The sequence below is a fragment of the Dellaglioa sp. CoH-55-MRSF-7 genome (genome assembly GCF_056782235.1).
In genome coordinates, this window is the sequence record NZ_JBXAYI010000001.1 from 210,481 (window position 1) to 232,964 (window position 22,484).

Genomic DNA, 22,484 nt, shown 5'->3' on the forward strand with positions numbered 1-22,484 from the left:
TTTTTTAATTTCCGTAAGGATTATCGATTAATTTAGTACGTTTAACTTCATCAATATTATGCGTTCCAGTTAATTGCATTGTTAATTCTAATTCATGTTGGAAGTAATTAAAGACATTTTGAACACCTTTATGACCACCAAGTGCCAAGCCATAAACAACTGGGCGACCGATTGCAACTAAGTCTGCACCACTTGCTAAGGCTTTATAAACATGAGCTCCACGTCTTACACCACTATCAAAGACAACAGGCACACGCTTATCAACAGTTTCTGCTACTTCTTGAAGTGCATCAAATGCAGCGATTCCGCCATCAATTTGACGACCACCATGATTTGAAACCCAGACGCCACCAGCACCTGAATTAATTGCAACACTTGCATCTTCTCCACCTTGGATTCCTTTAACAAAGACAGGTAAACCTGAATATTCTGCTAAGAATTCAACATCTTTTGGACTTAAGCGTTGCTTTGCTGAACCATAAACAGCATCCATTGTTTGACCAACACCACTTTGATAAGCTTGAACAATTGGCATTGCTAGTGGGAAAGTGAATCCATTACGTTTATCTGTTTCACGATTACCACCAACAGTTGCATCAGCAGTTAAAACAATTGCTTTAACCCCATTAGCTTTTGCTTCATCCATAATATTACGATTAATACCATCGTCTTTACTCATATAGAATTGGAACCATTGTGGTTGACCATTAGCTTGACTTGATATTTCTTTAAATGATTTCGTTGCAAATGAACTTGCTGTGTAGATTGAACCATAATCTGAAACACCCTTAGCGCTATCAATTTCACCTTTAACATGAGCTAATGCATGTGCAGCAACTGGTGCCATAATAATAGGCGATGTGATTTCATCTCCGAAAATAGTTGTTTTTGTATCGGGATGATCAATTTCTTGTAACACTCTAGGTCTAATTAGTTTATGATTAAATGCCTTTATATTTTCTTCTAAAGTATACAAATCTCCAGCTCCACTAGAGATATAACCAAATCCACCCTTTGGAATAATCTTTTCTGCATCTTTTTCTAAATCAAAAGCATTAATAACGGTAATATCTTTTTCTAAATCGCTTGTAATGTAATCTGTCATATTAAACTCCCCTTTTATGTTGCACCCAACTTATCTTGTCTAAATAATAGCACTGAATAAAGCATTGTGCAAGCGTTTGCACACATAACTACTAATATTTTTTTATCTATAAATATTAACTACTACTAACACTATTCTATTAATTAAAAATGAGATAATTCACCATTTAATTAGGTAAATTATCTCATTCCATTTAAAGCTAAATATCGTTACGTCTATAGTCCATTAGTCCATGACTAATTTCAGCTGTTTGCCCATATACCTTCGTATAAAGTTGGTATAATTTTCCCTATCTCATCCCTATAAATAATTCAATTTTCCTCTAAAATCTTCAATACTTTGGTACCCTTTTTCTGCCATAATTTCTTCTAGCTCAGTTGTTAGTCGTTCAAAAACAGCGGGTCCTTCAACCATCAACGCTGTTCCAACTTGCACCATACTTGCTCCACATAGAATATGTTCAAAAACATCTTTACCAGTTTGAATGCCACCAGTTCCGATTACTTGAATATTCTTATTTAATCGTTGATAGAACGCATGTACATTAGCTAAAGCAGTCGGCTTAACATATTCGCCGCCAATACCACCAAAACCTTGCTTGGGTTTAATAACGACCGTTTCTGTATCATCATTAATATATAGTCCATTCCCAATACTATTGATACTATTGACATAAGACAATGGATATTTATTTAAAATAGCAGCCATTTGATCAAAATGAATAATATCAAAGTACGGTGGTAATTTAACTCCTAACGGTTTGTGATAACTATTAAAAACAGCTTTTAATATCGCATCAACTGTTTCAAAGTCATAACCCGTTTGGGGCTTTCCTGGTACATTAGGACAAGATAAATTTAATTCAACAATTCCTGCAAAATCTGAATCTGTTACTTTTTGAAGTAACTCGAGATCTTCCGCTAGATTAAAACCCGTAATTGATAAAAAGTATGTTTTACCAGGATGGTTTATCTGATTTTGAGAGACAAAATCTAAATAGTAATCAACGCCATTATTTGGTAAGCCCATTGAATTAATACTACCGAATTCTGTTTCAAAATAACGAGGTTCTGGATTACCCTTACGTGGTTGAAGCGTGCCACTCTTCGTTACAAAAGTTGCCGCCTTAGAACTTTCGACGGCAAGTAATTCGTCGCTATCCATACAATAAACACCCGATGCATTCATCATACAATTATCAAAATTTGAACCCGCTAAAGTCGTTGCTGTTGAAATCAAAAAAATCCCTCCTTCATATTGATACTAGTATACCTTATCAAAATTCAAATTGTTACTTTTTTCACAAAAAAAGACAGCGATATCATTCGCTGTCTTAAACGTTTTATTTTAAAATAATTTGGTAAGCATATCGTGCTGAGTTAACGCCATCTTCCATATGAATGATACCTTTATAATCAAATCCATTTGAGGTAATGACATGTTGCATCCCTTTATTTTCAGGATGTGTATCAACGCGAACATCTTTGTAACCCAATGATCTCGCAATTGTTAATAAGCCTGAAATCATTTTTTCTGATAAACGTTGACCTCTAAATTTTGAAGAAACAGCAACTCGATGAATAGCCGAATAACGTGCTTGTGGGCCATTAATCCATTCGCCATCTTCAATGTTAAGATACATAGGATCTATTCCTAGCCAAAGTGCAGCAGTTCCTGCGATTTCATCTCCAACCATTAAGACATAAGTCAATTGATCTTTAATATCTTGTTCTAAATGGTTCGCCGCCGGGTAAGCACCTTGCCATTGGTCAATTCCCTGTTCTTTAAGGTAAGCTTTTGCTTCCTCAATAATTCCTGTAATTGCTGGTAAGTCTTCTGGCGTTGCCAGTCTTAAGTAAGATACAGTCACTGTTACACATCCTTTATTATGCTTAATCTATTCGTATAAATACGATTGAAAAATTATTATATCGCATAATTTATCAATATACAATAAAAATACCCTTTAAAATTTACTATAAAAAACCTCTATTATTGAATTAAAATTCAATAATAGAGGTTTAACTTAATAATAAATTATTTCAGACATTTAACCTATGCTACAGCTAAGAATAACCCTGCGGCAATCACTGCGCCAGCAAATGGTCCGAAAATTGGTACCCAACTATATGACCAATCTGATCCACCTTTGTTCGCAATTGGTAAAATAGCATGTGCAATACGAGGACCTAAATCACGGGCCGGATTAATTGCATAACCAGTTGTCCCACCAAGTGAAAGACCAATACCAACAATTAAGATACCAACAACGACTGGTGTTAAACCATCTGTAAAGTTACCTTTTGTGAATGCTAGCAAACTAAAGATTAAGACAAATGTCCCAATTAATTCACTTAAAAAGTTATATAGATTACTTTTTATTGCAGGAGCAGTTGCGAATGATCCAAATATTGCATCAGAATCTTTCGTCTCTTTCCAATGTGGCATGTATTGAACCCATACCAGAAAAGCACCAACGATACCACCAGCAACCTGGACAACCATATATGGTAATACAGAAGACCAAGCAATCTTACCAACAATTGCCATTGCCAAAGTTACAGCTGGATTCAAATGTCCTGGTCCCATAAAGGCTGACGCATAGACACCCAAGGTTACGGCAATTCCCCAACCTAATGTGATTGCAATCCAACCAGCACCTTCAGCTTTTGACTTACGTAACGAAACACCAGCAACAACCCCATTACCTAATAATACTAAAATCATTGTGCCTAAAAATTCACCCAAAAGTTGCGTCATAAGACTTGTTGTCATCACACTCACCCCTATTTTTGATGGTTATTTTAAGTAATTCATATCTGATTCTGCAATTGTTGCATCTAAATCTGCAGTTTGTTTTGCTTTTTCTTCTTTAGTCCAGCTATAGTAACTTGCCATTTCGTTAATTACGCCAACTTTAACAGCATCTAATGTATCGCGATGGAAAAGAATATGGTTAGTACGACGCATTAAGTAATCAGTTGGTGTTAACGTCATTTCTTCTTCCATTGAATAGTGAAGACTAGCTGTTTCACCTAAAGAAAGTCCTTCTGCTGCTTTAACGTGAGTCATTTGACTAAATACACGTGCTGCATTTGAACCAAATAAGTTAGCAAATACTGTAGCTTCTTCTTCAGTCAACCCATTGTCCATTCCTTGTTTTGCGAAGAAACTAATTGTTGCTTCAACGTTGTTAGGATCAATATCACCACCTGAAACAGGTAAGTTTTTAGAATCAATCGCATTGAATTCTTGACTATAATTATCTTTCAATAATTTTGTAATTGCAGCCATGGCACCGGCAGCCATCTTACGGTAATCTGTAATTTTACCACCAGCTAATGTTAATAAGCCATCTTTTGAAATAGTCAATGAACTTCCACGTGAAACTTGTGATGCACTTGTCTTATCTTCAGAAAGTGTACTTTCCAAATCATTCAAGACATCTTCAACATCTGTTTTAGTTACTTCATCTTTTTCAAAACGTTCAATAACGTTAATAACATCATTGAAACTCTTCTCACTAATTTTACCTGAGTTTCCACCATTGTAATCTGAACTTCCGTTTGATGAAATCAATGGACGTAATCCAGCCCAACTTGATTCAATATCACTAATTTTGACATTAGCTGTTGGGAAACGTTCGTTAATAATATCAAGTAAGTAATCAGCATCTTCTTGTTCAACACGAGGATGTTCAAAATCACCATGGAAATCAGTATCTGTTGTTCCAAAATATGTTTTATCTTCTCTTGGCACAACGAAGATCATACGACCATCTTGTTTTCCAGAATCAAAGTATGTTGGTTGTGGTACATTTAATTTTTTAGAATCAACAACTAAATGAACACCTTTTGTTGGGCGCATTTGTGGTACAAAATCTTCATCAGTATCCATTTTACGGATAAAATCAGACCATGGACCCGTTGTATTAATAACATATTTAGCATGAATATCAAATTCTTCGCCACTAATTAAATCTAATACATGAACACCAGTAATTTTACCGTCAGCATGCAATAAGTCTAAAGCCTTGATACGACTAACCATCAAGCCGCCATCTTCATGTGCTTTTTTGATATTTTCAATAACTAAACGTGAATCATTATTCTTAAAATCAAGGTAGACACCGCCACCCATTAATTTATCAGATTTTAATTGTGGTTCGCGTTGTAAAACTTCTGCTTTAGAAATTGTGTAGTTAACCCATTGAGGATCAACAACACCTGCCAATTGATCATATAAATTCATTGCAACTTTTACTGAGAACATATCAAAAGTTGCGCCGGGTTCATCATAAATAGGCAATAACATTGATTGTGGACGTGGAATATGTGGTGCAATATGTTGAACCACTGCACGTTCTTGAACAGTATCAGAAACAACTCCGACGTCGAATGTCTTCAAGTAACGAATACCACCATGAACTAATTTTGTTGAACGCGATGATGTTCCTTCAGCGAAATCTTGCATTTCAATTAATCCGTTATTTAAACCCATAGCACTTGCTTGAATAGCAACGCCGGCACCGGTGATACCACCACCAATTGTTAATAAATCCAATTCTTCATTCTTTAATCGTTCGATATCTTGTTTTCTTGATGTTGCTGAAAATGACATAGTTGTATCCCCCTTATTTATTGTTTTTCTTCATTGGTTTATGTTTAAATACTCGAGTTGCTTCAACCGCTTGTTGCCAACCTGCGTATAGATCTTCGCTTTCTTCCACAGGCATTGTTGGTTTAAAAATATCCCCTTCAGTATACTCAGCTTTGAGTTCTTCTAGGTCTTTCCAATAACCAACGGCTAATCCAGCTAAGAAGGCTGCTCCTAAAGCAGTTGTCTCAAGGTCATGAGCACGTTCGATAGGTGTATTTAAAATATCTGCTTGGAAATTCATCAGATAATCATTCTTAGCTGCACCACCATCAACTTTTAGTAACGGAATTTTAATTCCCGTATCTAGTTCCATTGTTTTCACAACATCTCTAGTTTGGTAAGCCAATGATTGTAACGTTGCTTTAATGAAATCTTCACGTGTTGTTCCACGAGTAATTCCAAAGACTGAACCTCGTGCATCAGGATCCCAATAAGGTGCTCCCAATCCTGTAAAGGCAGGTACAACATAAACTTCATTATCATTCGTCGATTCTTTAGCTGCTTGTTCTGTGTCTGGTGCATGTTCCACCAAGCGCATCCCGTCTCTTAACCATTGAATTGCTGAACCAGCAACGAAGATACTACCTTCCAAAGCGTAATAAACTTTACCATTAATCCCATAACCAATTGTCGTTAATAAATTATTTTTAGATAATTTAGGTTCTGTCCCTGTATTCATGACAATAAATGAACCTGTTCCATAAGTATTCTTAACCATTCCTGGTTCAAATGCCATTTGACCAAACAAAGCAGCTTGTTGATCTCCAGCCATTCCTGAAATTGGCACTTCACTACCATAAAAATGATAATCTTTCGTATGTCCGTAAACTTCAGAATTTGATTTAACTTCTGGTAACATAACTGCTGGAATATTCATAATTTTTAGAATTTCTTCATCCCACTTCAAATCATGAATGTTAAATAACATTGTCCGACTAGCATTAGAATAATCAGTTACATGTGTTTCGTCACCTGATAATTTCCATGTTAACCAAGTATCAATAGTTCCAAAAAGTAATTCGCCTTTTTCGGCTCTTTCTTGGGCGCCATCAACATGATCTAAAATCCAACGAATTTTAGTTGCTGAGAAGTAGGCATCTATCAGTAATCCTGTCTTTTCATGAATTAATTCATCATAGCCATCTTGTTTTAATTGTTCCGCAATTTCTGCCGTTTGACGTGATTGCCAAACAATTGCGTTGTAGATGGGTAATCCCGTTTTCTTATCCCAGATAACAGTTGTTTCACGTTGGTTGGTAATCCCAACTCCTGCTATTTGCTTAGGTTTAATCCCGGAATCGATAAATGTATTTGCGATTGTCGATAATACTGCGTTCCATATCTCATTTGCATTGTGCTCAACCCAGCCAGGTTGAGGAAAATATTGTGGAAATTCGCGTTGTGCATCAGAAACTTTCTGACCTTTGTGATTAAATATAATTGCTCTTGTACTTGTCGTTCCTTCATCAATAGATAAAATATATTTTTCCAAATAACTCACATTCTTTCTTTTTAATTATTTATGAAAACGCTATCATTTACCAATATGGATATTATACATCTTCAAAAATACGTTGTCAATTAGATTGCGCAAAATACATTGTTACAAAATTTGTTATTCTCCCTCGTTTTGTAAACCTTTTCTTAAAATTATGGTATATTGGGACTAGTACCAATATGATTTTAATCTAGGGAGGTTATACTTATGAAAGCATTTGGCTTTAACCAATATGGTGACGCAACCGTATTTGAGGAATTAAAAGTTAATCCAGAAGTAGCGCTTAAATCAAAACAGGTTAGGGTTTCAATCGAAGCGATTGGCATTAACCCATTTGATGCAATTTTACGTGCCGGTTATATGAAAGACGTTATGCCTTTACCATTTCCAATTGTACCTGGAGGTGACGTAACGGGTATTATTACTGAAATTGGCGATGAAGTTACTCATTTTAATATCGGTGATGCTGTTGTTGTTCATAAGGCTTTCGGTGGCTACGCAGAAGAACTTGTCGTCTTTACATCACATATTGCTAAGCGACCTGATAATATGACGATTGCTGAAGCTGCTGGGCTACCAACACCTGGTATAGCGGCATACAATATTTTGAACTTTTTTGCAAAAGCAAGGGCTGGTGAAACCATCTTTATTGAAGGCGCTTCTGGAAGTGTCGGATCGATTTTAGTGCAACTTGCTAAATTGATGGAATTAACTGTTCTCGCTAGTGGTTCAAGCACCAACGAACCCTATGTTCGTCGACTAGGTGCAGATCATTATAGCGCCTACGATAAAGAAAATCCCGCCGAAACTTTTAAAGATATGGCTGACATTGTTGTTGATGCAACTCCTGGCGGTCTTGGCAGTGAGGTAGGCGTCAAAGCATTGAAGACAAACGGCAGAATGGTATCGTTAGTTAGCGTTCCAACCGACTCTGTTCAAGCATCAAAGCCACTCGCAGATTACTACCTTGTTGAGAATGTTAAAGAGTTAAAAGATAGTGACACGCTAACTTTCTTAACAGATTTAATGATGCAAGATGAATTAGAAATTAAAATAGCAAAAAAATATCACTTTAATTTAACCGATATTATTGAAACCCATAAACAATTAAATTCACCACATAATGCAGGTAAAATGGTTATAATCGTTAAAGGAAATTAAAAGTCTAAGGAGCATTTATTATGTCAGTAAACGAAAAGTTAACACAAGATGTTTATAAAGATTTAGGTGAAGCTGTTAATTTCACCATTCTAAACTTAAATCACAAAGATCAAAAAGTTGAATTAGAAGCAGTTCAAGAGCTATCTGACCGTATTCCGGCCATCATCCGTAGTATGAACGTTCGTTATCCAAAAGCTAACTTAAAAGTTGCCTTTGGTTTTGGCTCTGATGCTTGGGATTATCTTTTCCCTGATGCTATCAAACCTGTTGAACTTACCCATTTTAAAGAAATTGTTGGGCCTAAATACACTGCCATTTCAACTCCTGGCGATTTATTCTTTCATGTTCGCGCTGGTGAAAGTGCTGTTGTCTATGAAGTTATGGCGCAATTTATGCTTTTCATTAAGGATGTCACAACTGTAGAAGATGAAACACACGGCTTCCGTTATTTTGAAGGCCGCGCCGTTATTGGTTTCATTGATGGTACTGAAAACCCAGATGTTAATGAAGCACTCGATTACGCCGTTATTGGGGGCGAAGATCCTGATTTTACAAACGGTTCTTATGCTTTTGCTCAAAAGTATATCCATAATATGGCCGCTTGGAATGCCTTAAAGACTGAAGACCAAGAAAAAGCAATTGGTCGGAAGAAAGATTCTGATTTAGAATTAACTGACGAAGAAAAATTACCAAATTCTCATAACGTTGCTTCACAAGATATGAAAGATGGCATTGAGCATAAAATTGTCCGTATGAACGTTCCCTTCTCAGAACCTGGGAAAGACATTACAGGGACATACTTCATTGGTTACGCACGTCATTTTGCAGTAACTAATCGAATGCTCATTAATATGTTCGAAAGTAAAAGTGATCGATTATTAGATTTCAGTACCGCTGAAACCGGTAATTTATTCTTTATCCCTTCAAAAACAACTTTAGAACAAATTGTGGATGGAAATCTATAACACGAAAGTCTGAGATTATTTTTTCAGATGCAGATAAAATTCTCAATTATTATCATTAGAAATCTAAATCGGTGCTTACGAATCTTTATTTTCGTAAGCACCGATTTTATTTGATATAAATCATATTTGATTACTCTTCTTACACAAAAAAAGGATATCGCTTTAACAGCGATATCCTTTAAAATATTAATTATTTTTTAATTTCAACATATTCAAGATCAAACATCTTAGCAAGATCAACAACTTGTTGTTCCTTCACGTTCATTGAAAGAACAGTATGATGACCACCACCATTTTCAATCCATGAATGAACGCCTTCTTTAAAACTTGGTTCTGGAATCCATAATTGACGAGCTACTGGCAAGTTAGGAGCTTCAACTTCTGGTTTTTGACCTTCAACAGAGTTAATTAATAATTTGTATTCAGTACCAAAGTCAGACATTGAAACAACGACACCTTTACCATTTGAACCATCAAAGATCAAACGAGCTGGATCTTCGCGGTCACCAATACCTAATGGATGTACTTCCACGCGTGGTTTTGTTGAAGCTAATGTAGGATCAACTTCTAACATATGTGAACCAAGAGTTACTTCATGACCCGCACGTAAATCATACGTGTAATCTTCCATAAATCCAGTAGCTTTATTATGTGCAAGAACCTTCATCAAACGGTCGATTGCAGCAGTCTTCCAGTCACCTTCACCAGCGAAACCATAACCTTCAGCGTTTAAACGTTGAACAGCCATACCTGGTAATTGTTTCATGCCCCAAAGATCTTCGAAGTTAGATGTGAATGCATTGTAGCCACCACGTTCCATAAATTTACGTAAAGCAATTTCAATTCTAATTTGTTCTTTAACATGGTCTTCGTAGAAGGCAGGATCGTTGTCGCCAACAACCATATCGTACATACTTTCACATTCTTTATATGTTGCATTAATTTCAGCGTCAGTTACTTCTTTCATTTCAGCAACTAAATCACCAATACCAAAGTAATCTACAGTCCAACCAAATTTGATTTGTGCTTCAACTTTATCACCATCTGTAACGGCAACATTACGCATGTTATCGCCAAAACGAGCAACTTTAATGTTGAAACTTTCACCGTAAGCAACAGCAACATCCATCCAGTCAGCAATTTGTGATTGAACTGCTTCATCTTTCCAGTAACCAACAACAACTTTATTATGTTTTTGAAGACGAGCATTGATAAAGCCGTATTCACGGTCTCCATGAGCACTTTGGTTTGTGTTCATGTAATCCATATCAATTGTTGACCAAGGAATATTTTCACCAAATTGTGTTGCTAAATGTAGCAATGGTTTTTGTAATAATTTTGTTCCACGAATCCAGTTTTTAGCAGGTGAGAAAGTATGCATCCAAGTAATCACACCAGCAACTTTGTCTTCAAAGTTAGCTTCTTTCATGATGTTAGTAATAACTTCAGCAGTTGTTGCAACTTCTTTAAAGACAATTTTGTATGGTAGTGAACCACTAGCATTTAAATTATCAATAATTTTTTCTGCATCACCTTGAACAACGTCTAAAACATCTTGACCGTATAAACCTTGACTACCGACAACGAACCAAAATTCTTTTTCACTAACTTTTAACATAATATAATTCCTCCTAATAGTTTATTATTTTTAAAAACGTGTTTTAGTGTTTAATTTGACCATAATATGCATTTTTACCATGTTTTCTTAGGAAATGCTTATCCAATAAGTATTGTGGCATGTCAATTGCATGTGGATTCAATTGCAATGTATGATAAGTCATCTTTGCAACTTCTTCTAAGACAACAGCATTATGCACAGCATCTAAAGCAGATGTACCCCATGTAAATGGACCATGATCATTAACCAAAACAGCTGGAATTTGATCAGGATCGAGTCCACGTTTTTTGAACGTTTCGACAATCACGTCACCTGTTTGTTTTTCATATTCTGTGACAACTTCAGCTTCATTCATGATACGGCTTGCTGGAACTGAGCCATAAAAGGTATCTGCATGTGTTGTACCGGCTGCTGGAATATCCAAGCCTGCTTGTGCGAATGAAACAGCCCAAGGTGAGTGAGTATGAACGACACCTTTAATATTAGGGAAGTTATTGTATAGAATGCGATGCGTTTCTGTATCGCTTGAGGGATTCATATCACCCTCAATTTTCTTACCGTCTAAATCAACAACAACCATATCTTCAGGTTTTAAATCATCGTAATCAACACCAGATGGTTTGATGACGAATAACCCTTTTTCACGATCGATTCCACTCACGTTACCCCATGTAAAGGTAATTAAGTTGTACTTAGGTAACAGCATGTTAGCATCGTACACTTCTTGTTTTAGCTTTTCTAACATATATACTAGTTCCTCTTTTCTTCCTTAATTTTTTTTATTGCCTCTGACTCAATAGACAAGCCAGCTTCGTATCTAGCTATAAATGTATTGTAACCTTCTACACCTTCAGGTTCTGGGCTTAACGTCATACTTTCTGGGTCTACAAAAACTTCATGATCTAAGAAGTCTTCTAAGCTTTGACCGTTATTATTTTTCTTAGCAAATATTGCTAAGACAGCCATTCCCCAAGGTCCACCCTCACCAGCAGTATTCATAACCGTAATTGGAATATTCAACGTATTAGCTAATACTTGTTGTCCGATTACAGCTGTTTTTAAAATACCACCTTGAGCAATCATTACATCAGTTTGGATATGTTCTTCTTGACTTAAAATATCCATTCCAATCTTAAGTGGTGCAAATGCCGCATATAATTGCGTCTTGATGAAGTTAGGTAATGTAAAGTTACTGTTAGGTGTTCGAACAAATAATGGACGACCTTCAGGCATATGTGTAATATTTTCACCTGATAAGTAACTATAATTCATTAATCCACCTGCATCGGCATCAGCATGAGTTGATTCTAAGAATAATCGTTCATACAACTGATCTGGTGTTAAATGAACACCTAGTTTTGCTGCGAACTCGCCAAAGATTGAAGCCCATGCATTAATATCTGACGAACTATTATTAACATGAACCATTGCAACTGGCGCACCACTTGGTGTTGTTACAATATCAATATCTTTGTACACTTTTTTCATAGGCTGATCTAAAACAGTCATAGAAAAAGCAGAGGTTCCAACTGAGATATTACCTGTTCTCTTACGTACACTGTTGGTCCCAACCATCCCTGTACCTGCGTCACCTTCAGGTGGTGCCATCAAGCTACCACTTTCAAGTTTGCCACTAACATCAAGTAATTTAGCTCCTGTATCTGTTAATGATCCAGCATTTTCACCAGCTCTCAAAACAGTAGGTAGGATGTCTTTAATATCCCAATCATAAGCAGAAACTTTTTCAATACCACTGAATTTATCTAATAAATCAGCTGAGTATGTGCCTGTTTTTTCATCAATTGGGAAAATACCAGAGGCATCCCCAATTCCGATAACTTTTTTACCAGATAACATATAATGAACATAACTAGCTAATGTTTCTAAATGACCAATGTCATTTACATGGGCTTCATTATTTAAAACAGCTTGATAAAGATGTGCAATACTCCAACGTTGTGGAATATTGAAGTTTAACAACTCTGTTAATTCATCAGCTGATTGTTCTGTATTATTATTTCTCCATGTTCTAAAGGGAACTAATAAATCATCAGATTTCGAAAAGACAAGGTAACCATGCATCATAGCACTGATACCAATTGAATCTATTTTTGTTAATGATTCATGGTATTTGCTTTGAACATTTGCAGCCATTTGTCTATAACTAGCTTGAATCCCCGTCCAAACTTGTTCAAGAGAATAAGTCCAAAGACCATCCTCCAATTGGTTTTCCCAATTGAAGCTCCCTGTTGCAATTGTCTTAAAATCGTCCGTAACTAAAACTGCTTTGATACGTGTTGAGCCTAATTCAATTCCAAGTGAAACTTGACCATTTTTTATTGCTTGAGATGTTTTTACTAAATCCATATCAATTACACTCCTAACGTATAGGTTACTTAATTTCTTGTACCTTCTTTTTCAATTTCTTCTAATGAGCGACCACGTGTTTCTGGAACGAAGAAACGAATGAATAGAACACCTAATAAACAAATGATTCCGAAGATTGCGAACACAGCATCTTGTGGCATTGAAGCTGTCATAATAGGGAATAATAGTCCTACTAAGAATGATCCAATCCAGTTAGCTGAAGATGCAATTCCTGAAGCACTTCCACGAACAGCTAATGGGAATAATTCACCAACTAATACCCATGTAAGTGGAGCCCATGTAAATGAGTAGAATGCAACGTAGATACATAAGAAAACAACAATCATCATAGGACTCGTATTTGGTACAACCATGTTAATGATTGTAGGTAAGATAAATGATAGTCCCATTACTAAACCGCCAAGAATTAAAAGTGTTCTACGTTTAAATTTATCTGCAATAACTAAGAATAAGAGTGAACCTAAGACAAGGATAATCCCTTGAATAATTGGCCACATTAGTGCTGAACTTGCTTCATTCCCAGTTGCTTTTTCAACAATTAAAGGAATGTAATAGAAGATTGCGTTAGCCCCTTGGAATTGTTGGAATGCAGCAACACCAACACCGGCCATAACTAAGTAACGATATTTACCTGTGAATAATTGAACCATTGATGTTTTTTCAATATGATTTTCTTCACCCGCAGTAGTTTGAATATCAGCTAATTCTTGTTCAACTTCATTAGCTGGACGAATCCAAGTTAATACTTGGCGAGCTTCATCAACTTTATTTGTTTTAACTAAGAAACGAGGTGATTCTGGTAAACGTGAAACCCCAAAGTATAAAACAACAGCTGGTACTGCTGCTAAGCCAAGCATAACGCGCCATGCCCATGCTTCAGGTAAATCTTTTAATAGAAAATCCATAATATATGAAAGTAACATTCCGGAAACAATCATTGTTTGATTAATTCCTGATAGTCGTCCTCGTAATTTAGCCGGAGACATTTCTGACATGTATGCTGGTACTAATGCTGATGAAGCACCAACTGCTAGTCCAAGGAAAATACGAACAATAATTAAATACATTTGGCCATTATTTGGTGAGAATGATGCGAGTAATGAACCAATAACGAAAATAATAGCTGACATCAAAATCATTTTACGTCGACCTAGCTTATCTGAAAGCTTACCGGCTAACGCGCCACCAAAGATGGCACCGAACATAACTCCTGAAGTAATCCAACCAACGGTTCCGGCACTATTTTGAAGAGCCCAATCTTTTTGCAAGAATGGTAAAGCCCCCGTCATAACCCCGATATCGTATCCGAACAAAATTCCTCCGAATGACCCAAAAAAGTAAATAAACTTACTAGATATTTTCTTTTCTTTTTGCATATGACACCTCCAAATTTTATTGTCCGATTGGTACGACCAACCGAAAAACCTACAGCAACCGTTTTCTGAAAACGTTTGCATTTATCAACAAGGTCATTTTCTCACATTCATTCGAACAAATCAATAGTTATTTTTATTTGTTCGAATGAATTTCAAAAAAATAAGTATTACTCAAATTTGAGTAATACTTATCATGCTTTAATTCCTATTTTTAACGCTTTCTCGAATGATTAGCTTTGCATCATATACGACAGATTTCGCCGACATTGTTTTAGAATTAATCATTTTTAATAACATCGTCGCAGCTTCTCGGCCCATTTTTTCCTTTGGATGTCTAATTGTTGTTAATTTAGGTGACATATATTTTGATAATTGATAATCATCAAAACCAACAATTGAGATATCTTCAGGAATTTTCATTCCCATCGACTTAACAATATCTATTAATTTAATGGCAAGCTGGTCATTGTAACAAACAATCGCGGTTGGATGATCCGATCTATGCAGAATCTTTTCAATTTTTTTATAGATATTTTGCATTGAATCAGCAGATTGGTACATCAATATCTCACTTTGGTATGAAATAGCTGAATGTTCCATATAAGCTTGCACGAATCCATTCATTCTTAACTGACCTTGTTTATCATCCACTTTAAAAATACCAAGTATTTTTCCATGTCCTTCATTTATCAAATGCTCTGTAGCAACCTCACTACCATTAAAATCATTTAACTCTAAGTATGGAATTTCCAAGTTTTCATAATGTGCATTAATAAAAAGGACTGGTATTTTTTGCGCCACTATCTTTTCGTATAAATCCTTATTTTTATTTATTAATGCGCTTTGTGTTGGTTCTACGATTAGTCCAGATAAATTCATTTCAAGCATTCTTAAAAGGCTATATCGTTCTTTTTCAGCATTATCAAGCGTATTACTTAGCATGATTGTATATCCCTCTTCAGAAATAATACGATCTATTCCAGTGATAATATTTGGAAAAATATAATCAGCAATATGTGTCGTCATGACACCAATTATTTTATTATTTTGTGTCACTTTTTTTACAGTATGCCAATCATTAACGAAGATACCGCCACCTTGTATTCGGTAGACATACCCTGCATTCTCTAAATCACCAATTGCTTTACGAACCGCATAACGACTAGATTCGTAAATCGACATTAACTGTGATTCAGTCATTAATTTATCGTTTACTTCATATTCACCCGCGACAATTTTCGCTTTAATTTCACGATAAACATGCTCATATTTGTTTTCCAAATCAAATCCACCACCTATTAATTCTAATTTTACCATACCCAGTATGTTAACTACGAAATTTTCATACGCTTAATATAAAAAGTAACCAACTAAAATAGTAATTAGTTAGTTACTTTAATTTTTTCATTTATGGTAATTTATTTCCTGCTGCACGATAAATTTCGTACCATTCTTCATGTGTTAGCTCAAGTTCTGAAGCATTCGCAATTTCAACAATTCTTTTTGCGTTCATTGTTCCAGCAATCACCTGCATTTTAGCTGGGTGACGTAGAATAAATGCTGTTGCGATTCCAGTATTAGTTGTTTCTTTTTCTTTAGCTAAACGGTTTAAAACTTCATTTAATTCAGCAAATTTTGGATTATCTAAGAATGTACCTTCAAAGAATCCGTATTGGAATGGTGACCATGCTTGAATCGTCATTTTTTTAAGACGCGAATATTCTAAAATACCGCCATCACGATTAATTCCAGCATCATTAACCATATTCACATTTGTTCCCAAATCAATCATTCCAGTGTGCATGACACCGAATTGGAGTTGGTTAACTAATAGTTTCATATCCAAAGCTTGTTGTAATAAATCAACTTGCCCAGGATAGAAATTACTAACACCAAAATGACGTACTTTTCCAGATTTTTGTAGTTTTTCAAATACACGAGCAATAGCTTCAGGTTCCATTAACGTATCAGGTCTGTGTAACAATAAGCTATCAATATATTCCGTATTTAATCGTTTTAAAATACCGTCAACACTTTTTTCAATGTGTTCAGCAGTAAAATTATACTCTACACCTGGAACGATACCACATTTTGATTGAAGAATAATGTCTTCACGTGATAACCCAGTTTCAGTAAATCCTGCCGCAAACACTTCTTCAGCTTTTCCTGCACCATAAATATCTGCGTGATCAAAGAAATTAATGCCATGATCAACTGATGTTTGAATCATTTCTGCAGCTTGCCCAGTCGACAATTCTGGCATGCGCATGCATCCCAAACCGACAGATGATACTTGAAGTTCGCTATCGCCTAAATTAATCATTTTCATTTTATTACCCCTTTTCAAGTCATGCCTTGATTCTAGCATTCAAATCAAGAAGGCGCTACCAAAACGATTACTTACTAGATATATAACTGGGTTTCTGCTGGCTTGGTTTCACTAATCACATCACCATTATGGACTGATAACATAACGGCAGCACGTGTATTCAACGCATCATAAAAATTATCACTATCCATAATGACGAAATTAGCTGGTTTTCCAACTTCAATTCCATAATGATCCATAACATGCATAGATTTAGCGCCATTAGTCGTCACAAATCGGTAAGCATTCATAATTTGACTATAACCCATAATCTGAGTCGCATGTAATCCCATGTGCAAGGCGTCTAACATGTTGCCATCTCCCATTGGATACCATGGATCTTTGATGTCATCTTCACCAAATGCAACGTTCAACCCATTCTCATCCAATTCTTTGACGCGTGTTAACCCACGACGCTTTGGATATGTGTCAAAACGTCCACCTAAGAACATATTTACAAGTGGATTAGCAATAAAGTTCATTTCTGACATCTTCAATAAACGCATTAATTTGTACAAATAAGCATCATCATATGAACCCATCGCTGTTGTATGTGATGCTGTAACCTTATCTTTCATCCCTGTTTCTAAAGCTAATGTCGCAACGGTTTCCAAGCTACGAGAACTAGGATCATCGATTTCATCCGTATGTGCATCAAATAATAAATTATATTTCTGAGCCAATTCAAAAGCGAAATGGAGTGATTCAACTGCATATTCTCTATTAAATTCAAAATGGGGAATTGCACCAATTGCATCCACTCCTAATTCAGCAGCTTTTGTCATTAATTCCTTCCCATTTGGAAATGATAAAATACCTTCTTGTGGGAAAGCAACTAATTGTAATTCCATCCAAGGTTTAACTTCTTCGCGGACCTCAATTAAAGCTTTCAAAGCCACTAAATCAGGATCAGTCACATCAACATGTGAACGAACAAACTGAACACCATGGGCTGCCTGCATTTTTAATGCTGTAACAGCACGTTCTTTAACATCTTCATGGGTTAACGTCTTTTTACGTTCAGACCAAATCCGAATGCCATCAAATAAAGTCCCAGATTCGTTCCATTCCGGATCACCTGCTGTGAGCGTTGAATCCAAATGAACATGTGGATCAACAAATGGCGGTAACATCAATTTATCGGTTGCATCAATGACTTTTTCATCAGCATTTTGTTGTAAATTTACCCCAATCTCAGTAAACATGCCATTTTCTACTCGAATATCTTGTAATTCTTCTTTATTTTCAATATGTACTTGTTTAATTAACATCGATTATCACTCCTCATTAAATTATCTATCATTCAAATTGTACATGACTTACACCCAATTTAATATTTTTAGTTAACTAAAAAAAGATTAATTCCAAGAATACTTAGAATTAATCTTTGAACTTTTATAATTAGTTTTTTTCTGCACCTAACTTAGTTGATTCATCTTCAATAAATTTAAAACCTGATTGTTTTTTTTCAGCTTGTGGATGTTTAGCACGTTCGTCCATTGCTTTTTGAGCCATTGCTTTGCGTTGTTCTTTACTCAACTTTGCCATTGCTATCGCCTCTTTTGATTTGGACAGTTATATTAAGTTCTAACTTCAACTTTCATTATAGTCCTATTTTATCAAAGTGGCACAAATTAAATCATTTATTTAAAATTACTGTTTTTTTGGGACGGTTGGTGTTGCTCTAAAAGCATTCACATTTTTATCCAAAATAACTTGTTCATTGCTTCCAGAATCTAAAATTGTATTTTGCGTTGACTTCTTTTCAACCAAAACAGTTGTTACTGTGACTTTTTTTAATTCTTCGGTTGCTAGTAACGCATCTACTTGTGCAGAAAATGCTGAATCGCCACTACCTGATTGAATTTCTGTAGCCACAACATTATTATTTGCAATATAATTACCATGTCCGGCAGCAAGTCGGATAATGACCGGTGTTGCACCAACTGGTTTAAGCGTGTTTTGATCAACCGTTTCTGAAAAATGATTTCCAATGACGGAATTATCATTACCGCTAATTGATAACAGCCCATATAAATCGTCTAATCCATTATCTCGATGTTGCATAGGCGCCCACGGTTCTTGATCATGCAGCATATGGTTTGAAGAAACCAATATCTCTGAGCAATTATCATCTAAAATAACCATTCCGGGATAAAATGCATGAATGCGATTATTTGTAACAGACGATTTCGTCACGCCAGATAATGAAATGCTACTTGCACCTCTTGGGAAAATATTATTAGTCGTAATTAGCAGTCCTCCGAAGTTTTCCGCAAAAATGGTATAGCCATTAAATCCAGCGCCCATTAAATTTTCAGTTACTTTCGAAGCTTGTCCCCATCCACGTAGTTCAATACAATTACCACATTCAGCAATAAAATTATCGTGGATTGTTAATGCATCTGCGTTATAAATGGTTACACCATGTTCTAAGTAAACAAAACCCATTTCTGTAATACGGAATGAATCTTGTGCACTTGCAACATAAATTCCAGTCTTACCATTCACATACGTATTTTCTGGATTTTTTTCGCCTGTGCCATCATCAATAAAGTGTAACCCATCAATATTAAAGTTCGAAAATTCGACTGAACTAATACGCGGATTTCCTTCTCTTGCAACATAGAAAGCTGCACCTTCAGATTCTTCATCCGTTGTTTTAGGATCGAGGTCAACAAGAACACGACTACCACCAGGCCATAATTCATGTAAATTTGACCATTCGTTTTGTGGTACGTTAAACCGAATGCTTGATGACGTAAATCCATGCCCAGATCCTTGAATTTTAAGAAAACTAATATCTATTAAGACTTGTGTACGCAAGTGATAATCAGCTGGTGGTAGATAAATAACTGCCCCTGGTTTTCCACCATCATTGCTATTACTATCAGTTTGATGACTTTTAATATCAGTAATAATACTATTAATAACTTCCCCAATATCTTCGTACGGGTTACCAATAGGCCATTTTGTTACATCATAATAATTTTTGTTTGTCATTATTTTACCCTCCAATTTTGTTAAATAACCCTATCATTCAGATAACATTTTTTCAGCTAAAGCGAAGTTTCCAACATTGGCTGATCCATTATTAGCAACTTGTGGTGCTGTAATATATTGATCTAATGGAGGAACGTCAACATAATCATTTAAAATTTCTTTGAATTCATGTCGCACTTTTTCCAATAAAACATCATTTGTAACGCCGCCCCCAAAAATAATTTTATTAGGACGTAAACTTAACGTTGTTTGAACGGCAGCCTGAGCAATATAGTAGGCCATAATATCCCAAGTTTTGTCTGTTAATGGGACATCTTTACCTTTTTTACCAGTCCGTGCTTCAAATGTTGGTCCAGCAACTAAGCCCTCTAAACAATCACCATGAAATGGACAGACACCTTTAAAATCAAGATCATCAGGATGTCTCTTAACTAAGACATGGCCCATTTCAGGATGGCCAATACCGCCAACTAAGTGGCCATCAATTACTGCTCCAGCGCCCACACCAGTTCCAATTGTGTAATAAACAAGTGAATTAATTTTCTCATTAAACAATGTCGACATTGTATATTCACCGTAAGCTGAACCATTTACATCCGTTGTCCAAAATGTTGGAATATCCAGTTTGCCCTTAAGAAATCCCAAGAAATCCGTATCACCCCAACCCGGTTTTGGTGTTTTCGTGATAAATCCATATTTAGGTGACGTTTTTCTGATTTCAATTGGTCCAAATGAGGCAACACTAAGTGCAGCTATTTCAAATTGCTTAAAATAGTCTACGACTGCCGTTAATGTTTCAACAGGTGTAGTCGTGGGAATTTGAATTTGATCCTTTACTTGATAATCTTCGTTACCTACCGCGCATACAAATTTAGTGCCACCTGCTTCAATACTTCCTAATAACATTACATTGTTCCTCCAAGTTCATATATTTTAATATCATAATTAGTTGAATCGCTACTTGTTTCAACTATAAGTTCCTTTTCATCATAAACCCTTTCAGAGAAACATGCTTCTCCATTATTCACAAATAATTCTGCTGAACTGTTGTCCATTAATAAATGAACATCCAATTCATTGGCAACGCTCACATTAGTTTCTCGAAGTAAATCGTCATTATACTTTTGTAATGTTACCTTACCTGTTGCAGCTTGATAGCTAACTTTTATTAATAATTTATTATCGCTATTTTTAATTTTAACGCTGACATTTTCTTGCCCATTAAAGTTCGCTAAATACTCAAAACTCTTTGTAGGGGCTTCAAAAATAGTGGTTGTATCCTTAGGTTTAGTGACATCTAATAATACTTTTTCGCGCAATTTTTTAATTTCTTCAACTGGTGTCATCAATAATTTACCATTTTTCATATTTAATTCTCTTGGAAATGTTAGTGCGCCTGCCCAACCATCTTCCTGTTCTGGCATGGGGCTCTCCCACATGTCCATCCATGCAAATATGATCCTTCTACCGTCAGGCGTAACCATTGATTGTGTTGCATAGAAATCATGTCCATAATCTAATTCAGTGAACTCACCATGATGTAATGAATGTGTCTCTTCATCAAATTTTCCAGTCAGATATCCTGTTTGGAAGAAATTTCTATATTTTAATTTATCAGCTTTAATTCCTTGTGGTGACATTACTAAAACGTCTTGTCCGTCAATTTCGAAAAGGTCAGGACATTCCCAAACGAATCCTTCAGAATCAACTGATTTAGCAGTTGCAATAGGTCCTAAGTAGTCCCAATGTTCTAAATCATCTGAGTTATACATAAGAACTCGACCCAAGCCATCCTTATTTTTGCTTCCGATTACAATATTATATTTTCCATTTTCAAACCAAATTTTTGGATCTCTAAAATCAGCATCATTATCTACAGGAGGCATTGAAATCACTGGATTACCAGCAAATTTTTCAAAAGTTATGCCATCATCACTAACGGCTAGGTTTTGATTCTGCCAATAACTATCCGGATCATTTTTGTCTTTCAAATTATGTCCTGTATAAATTAAATAGAGACGCTCATCCTTCACAATTGCGCTACCTGAAAAACAGCCATCCTGATCTTCTTGATCACCAGGAACCAAAGCAATTGGTAAGCTTTCCCAATTAACTAAATCTTTACTTCTTGAATGACCCCAATGCATTGGTCCCCACTGTGTTGAATTTGGATGATGTTGATAAAAGATGTGATAGTACCCTTTAAAAAAGCAAAACCCATTTGGATCATTCATCCAACCTGCTGGTGCCGTAATATGATACTTTAATCGATATCTTTCATCAGTTACCTCTGGATAATTAATCGTTTCATTTTTCAAAATTGTCTTCTCCTCGTTCTATATG

Annotated in this window: 19 protein-coding genes; 2 read left to right on the forward strand and 17 right to left on the reverse strand. The window is 35.7% G+C overall.

Annotated elements, in window-relative coordinates; genetic code table 11:
• Positions 1 to 4: 4 nt before the first annotated feature.
• The 6 genes from AC1RPU_RS00955 to glpK form a co-directional block, all read right to left on the reverse strand.
• Positions 5 to 1,105: a lactate oxidase gene (locus AC1RPU_RS00955; RefSeq protein WP_481761001.1), complete on the reverse strand. Its 1,101-nt coding sequence runs from the start codon at positions 1,103 to 1,105 to the stop codon at positions 5 to 7.
• Positions 1,106 to 1,405: 300 nt separating this feature from the next.
• The gene (locus AC1RPU_RS00960) at positions 1,406 to 2,344 is read right to left on the reverse strand and encodes a dihydroorotate oxidase (RefSeq protein WP_481761002.1); all 939 of its coding nucleotides are present in this window, start codon (positions 2,342 to 2,344) and stop codon (positions 1,406 to 1,408) included.
• Positions 2,345 to 2,447: 103 nt separating this feature from the next.
• On the reverse strand, positions 2,448 to 2,975 hold the full coding sequence (locus tag AC1RPU_RS00965; protein WP_409021765.1) for a GNAT family N-acetyltransferase: 528 nt from the start codon (positions 2,973 to 2,975) through the stop codon (positions 2,448 to 2,450).
• A gap of 185 nt (positions 2,976 to 3,160) precedes the next feature.
• Positions 3,161 to 3,880: an MIP/aquaporin family protein gene (locus tag AC1RPU_RS00970; RefSeq protein ID WP_409022824.1), complete on the reverse strand. Its 720-nt coding sequence runs from the start codon at positions 3,878 to 3,880 to the stop codon at positions 3,161 to 3,163.
• Positions 3,881 to 3,904: 24 nt separating this feature from the next.
• Positions 3,905 to 5,725 (reverse strand): type 1 glycerol-3-phosphate oxidase, encoded by a 1,821-nt coding sequence (glpO, locus tag AC1RPU_RS00975; protein WP_481761003.1) that lies wholly within the window; start codon positions 5,723 to 5,725, stop codon positions 3,905 to 3,907.
• 13 nt (positions 5,726 to 5,738) lie between these two features.
• Complete coding sequence (gene glpK, locus AC1RPU_RS00980; protein WP_481761004.1) at positions 5,739 to 7,256, reverse strand: glycerol kinase GlpK; 1,518 nt, start codon at positions 7,254 to 7,256, stop codon at positions 5,739 to 5,741.
• A gap of 213 nt (positions 7,257 to 7,469) precedes the next feature.
• On the opposite strand from glpK, the gene AC1RPU_RS00985 reads away from it, so the two are divergent.
• Both AC1RPU_RS00985 and AC1RPU_RS00990 read left to right on the forward strand, forming a co-directional pair.
• Complete coding sequence (locus AC1RPU_RS00985) at positions 7,470 to 8,423, forward strand: NADP-dependent oxidoreductase (RefSeq protein WP_481761005.1); 954 nt, start codon at positions 7,470 to 7,472, stop codon at positions 8,421 to 8,423.
• Positions 8,424 to 8,443: 20 nt separating this feature from the next.
• Positions 8,444 to 9,388, forward strand: a complete 945-nt coding sequence (locus AC1RPU_RS00990) for a Dyp-type peroxidase (protein WP_481761006.1) — start codon at positions 8,444 to 8,446, stop codon at positions 9,386 to 9,388.
• A gap of 190 nt (positions 9,389 to 9,578) precedes the next feature.
• On the opposite strand, the gene araA is transcribed toward AC1RPU_RS00990, so the two are convergent.
• The 11 genes from araA to AC1RPU_RS01045 all read right to left on the reverse strand — a co-directional run bounded on the left by araA (position 9,579) and on the right by AC1RPU_RS01045 (position 22,459).
• Positions 9,579 to 11,006 carry an L-arabinose isomerase gene (gene araA, locus AC1RPU_RS00995; protein ID WP_481761007.1) on the reverse strand — a complete coding sequence of 476 codons (1,428 nt, stop codon included), beginning with the start codon at positions 11,004 to 11,006 and terminating at the stop codon, positions 9,579 to 9,581.
• Positions 11,007 to 11,049: 43 nt separating this feature from the next.
• Positions 11,050 to 11,751, reverse strand: a complete 702-nt coding sequence (locus AC1RPU_RS01000; RefSeq protein ID WP_409021771.1) for an L-ribulose-5-phosphate 4-epimerase — start codon at positions 11,749 to 11,751, stop codon at positions 11,050 to 11,052.
• Between the two features lie 5 nt (positions 11,752 to 11,756).
• A complete protein-coding gene (locus AC1RPU_RS01005; RefSeq protein ID WP_481761008.1) occupies positions 11,757 to 13,373 on the reverse strand; it encodes a xylulokinase in 1,617 nt (538 codons plus the stop codon).
• 29 nt (positions 13,374 to 13,402) lie between these two features.
• Positions 13,403 to 14,770, reverse strand: a complete 1,368-nt coding sequence (locus AC1RPU_RS01010; RefSeq protein WP_481761009.1) for a sugar porter family MFS transporter — start codon at positions 14,768 to 14,770, stop codon at positions 13,403 to 13,405.
• Between the two features lie 198 nt (positions 14,771 to 14,968).
• On the reverse strand, positions 14,969 to 16,087 hold the full coding sequence (locus tag AC1RPU_RS01015) for a GntR family transcriptional regulator (protein WP_481761010.1): 1,119 nt from the start codon (positions 16,085 to 16,087) through the stop codon (positions 14,969 to 14,971).
• Positions 16,088 to 16,178: 91 nt separating this feature from the next.
• Entirely contained in the window at positions 16,179 to 17,099 is a 921-nt protein-coding gene (locus AC1RPU_RS01020; RefSeq protein WP_481761011.1) for an aldo/keto reductase, read from the reverse strand.
• A 74-nt stretch (positions 17,100 to 17,173) separates the two neighbouring features.
• A complete protein-coding gene (gene codA / locus AC1RPU_RS01025; RefSeq protein ID WP_481761012.1) occupies positions 17,174 to 18,409 on the reverse strand; it encodes a cytosine deaminase in 1,236 nt (411 codons plus the stop codon).
• Between the two features lie 130 nt (positions 18,410 to 18,539).
• The gene (locus tag AC1RPU_RS01030; RefSeq protein WP_409021777.1) at positions 18,540 to 18,686 is read right to left on the reverse strand and encodes a hypothetical protein; all 147 of its coding nucleotides are present in this window, start codon (positions 18,684 to 18,686) and stop codon (positions 18,540 to 18,542) included.
• A gap of 105 nt (positions 18,687 to 18,791) precedes the next feature.
• Complete coding sequence (locus AC1RPU_RS01035; RefSeq protein ID WP_481761013.1) at positions 18,792 to 20,141, reverse strand: NosD domain-containing protein; 1,350 nt, start codon at positions 20,139 to 20,141, stop codon at positions 18,792 to 18,794.
• A gap of 33 nt (positions 20,142 to 20,174) precedes the next feature.
• Complete coding sequence (scrK, locus tag AC1RPU_RS01040) at positions 20,175 to 21,047, reverse strand: fructokinase ScrK (protein WP_481761014.1); 873 nt, start codon at positions 21,045 to 21,047, stop codon at positions 20,175 to 20,177.
• Complete coding sequence (locus AC1RPU_RS01045) at positions 21,047 to 22,459, reverse strand: glycoside hydrolase family 32 protein (protein WP_481761015.1); 1,413 nt, start codon at positions 22,457 to 22,459, stop codon at positions 21,047 to 21,049. The genes scrK and AC1RPU_RS01045 overlap by 1 nt, the downstream gene beginning before the upstream one ends.
• Positions 22,460 to 22,484: the final 25 nt, after the last annotated feature.

Excerpts from the sequence above, each read along its gene's own strand:
- AC1RPU_RS01020 (WP_481761011.1), bottom strand. The coding sequence starts at position 17,099 with ATGAAAATGATTAATTTAGGCGATAGCGAACTTCAAGTATCATCTGTC.
- AC1RPU_RS01035 (WP_481761013.1), bottom strand. The coding sequence starts at position 20,141 with ATGACAAACAAAAATTATTATGATGTAACAAAATGGCCTATTGGTAAC.
- AC1RPU_RS01005 (WP_481761008.1), bottom strand. The coding sequence starts at position 13,373 with ATGGATTTAGTAAAAACATCTCAAGCAATAAAAAATGGTCAAGTTTCA.
- AC1RPU_RS01000 (WP_409021771.1), bottom strand. The coding sequence starts at position 11,751 with ATGTTAGAAAAGCTAAAACAAGAAGTGTACGATGCTAACATGCTGTTA.
- glpO (WP_481761003.1), bottom strand. The coding sequence starts at position 5,725 with ATGTCATTTTCAGCAACATCAAGAAAACAAGATATCGAACGATTAAAG.
- AC1RPU_RS00970 (WP_409022824.1), bottom strand. The coding sequence starts at position 3,880 with ATGACAACAAGTCTTATGACGCAACTTTTGGGTGAATTTTTAGGCACA.
- AC1RPU_RS01010 (WP_481761009.1), bottom strand. The coding sequence starts at position 14,770 with ATGCAAAAAGAAAAGAAAATATCTAGTAAGTTTATTTACTTTTTTGGG.
- AC1RPU_RS01030 (WP_409021777.1), bottom strand. The coding sequence starts at position 18,686 with ATGGCAAAGTTGAGTAAAGAACAACGCAAAGCAATGGCTCAAAAAGCA.
- scrK (WP_481761014.1), bottom strand. The coding sequence starts at position 21,047 with ATGTTATTAGGAAGTATTGAAGCAGGTGGCACTAAATTTGTATGCGCG.
- AC1RPU_RS01015 (WP_481761010.1), bottom strand. The coding sequence starts at position 16,087 with ATGGTAAAATTAGAATTAATAGGTGGTGGATTTGATTTGGAAAACAAA.
- AC1RPU_RS00985 (WP_481761005.1), top strand. The coding sequence starts at position 7,470 with ATGAAAGCATTTGGCTTTAACCAATATGGTGACGCAACCGTATTTGAG.
- AC1RPU_RS00990 (WP_481761006.1), top strand. The coding sequence starts at position 8,444 with ATGTCAGTAAACGAAAAGTTAACACAAGATGTTTATAAAGATTTAGGT.
- codA (WP_481761012.1), bottom strand. The coding sequence starts at position 18,409 with ATGTTAATTAAACAAGTACATATTGAAAATAAAGAAGAATTACAAGAT.
- AC1RPU_RS00955 (WP_481761001.1), bottom strand. The coding sequence starts at position 1,105 with ATGACAGATTACATTACAAGCGATTTAGAAAAAGATATTACCGTTATT.
- araA (WP_481761007.1), bottom strand. The coding sequence starts at position 11,006 with ATGTTAAAAGTTAGTGAAAAAGAATTTTGGTTCGTTGTCGGTAGTCAA.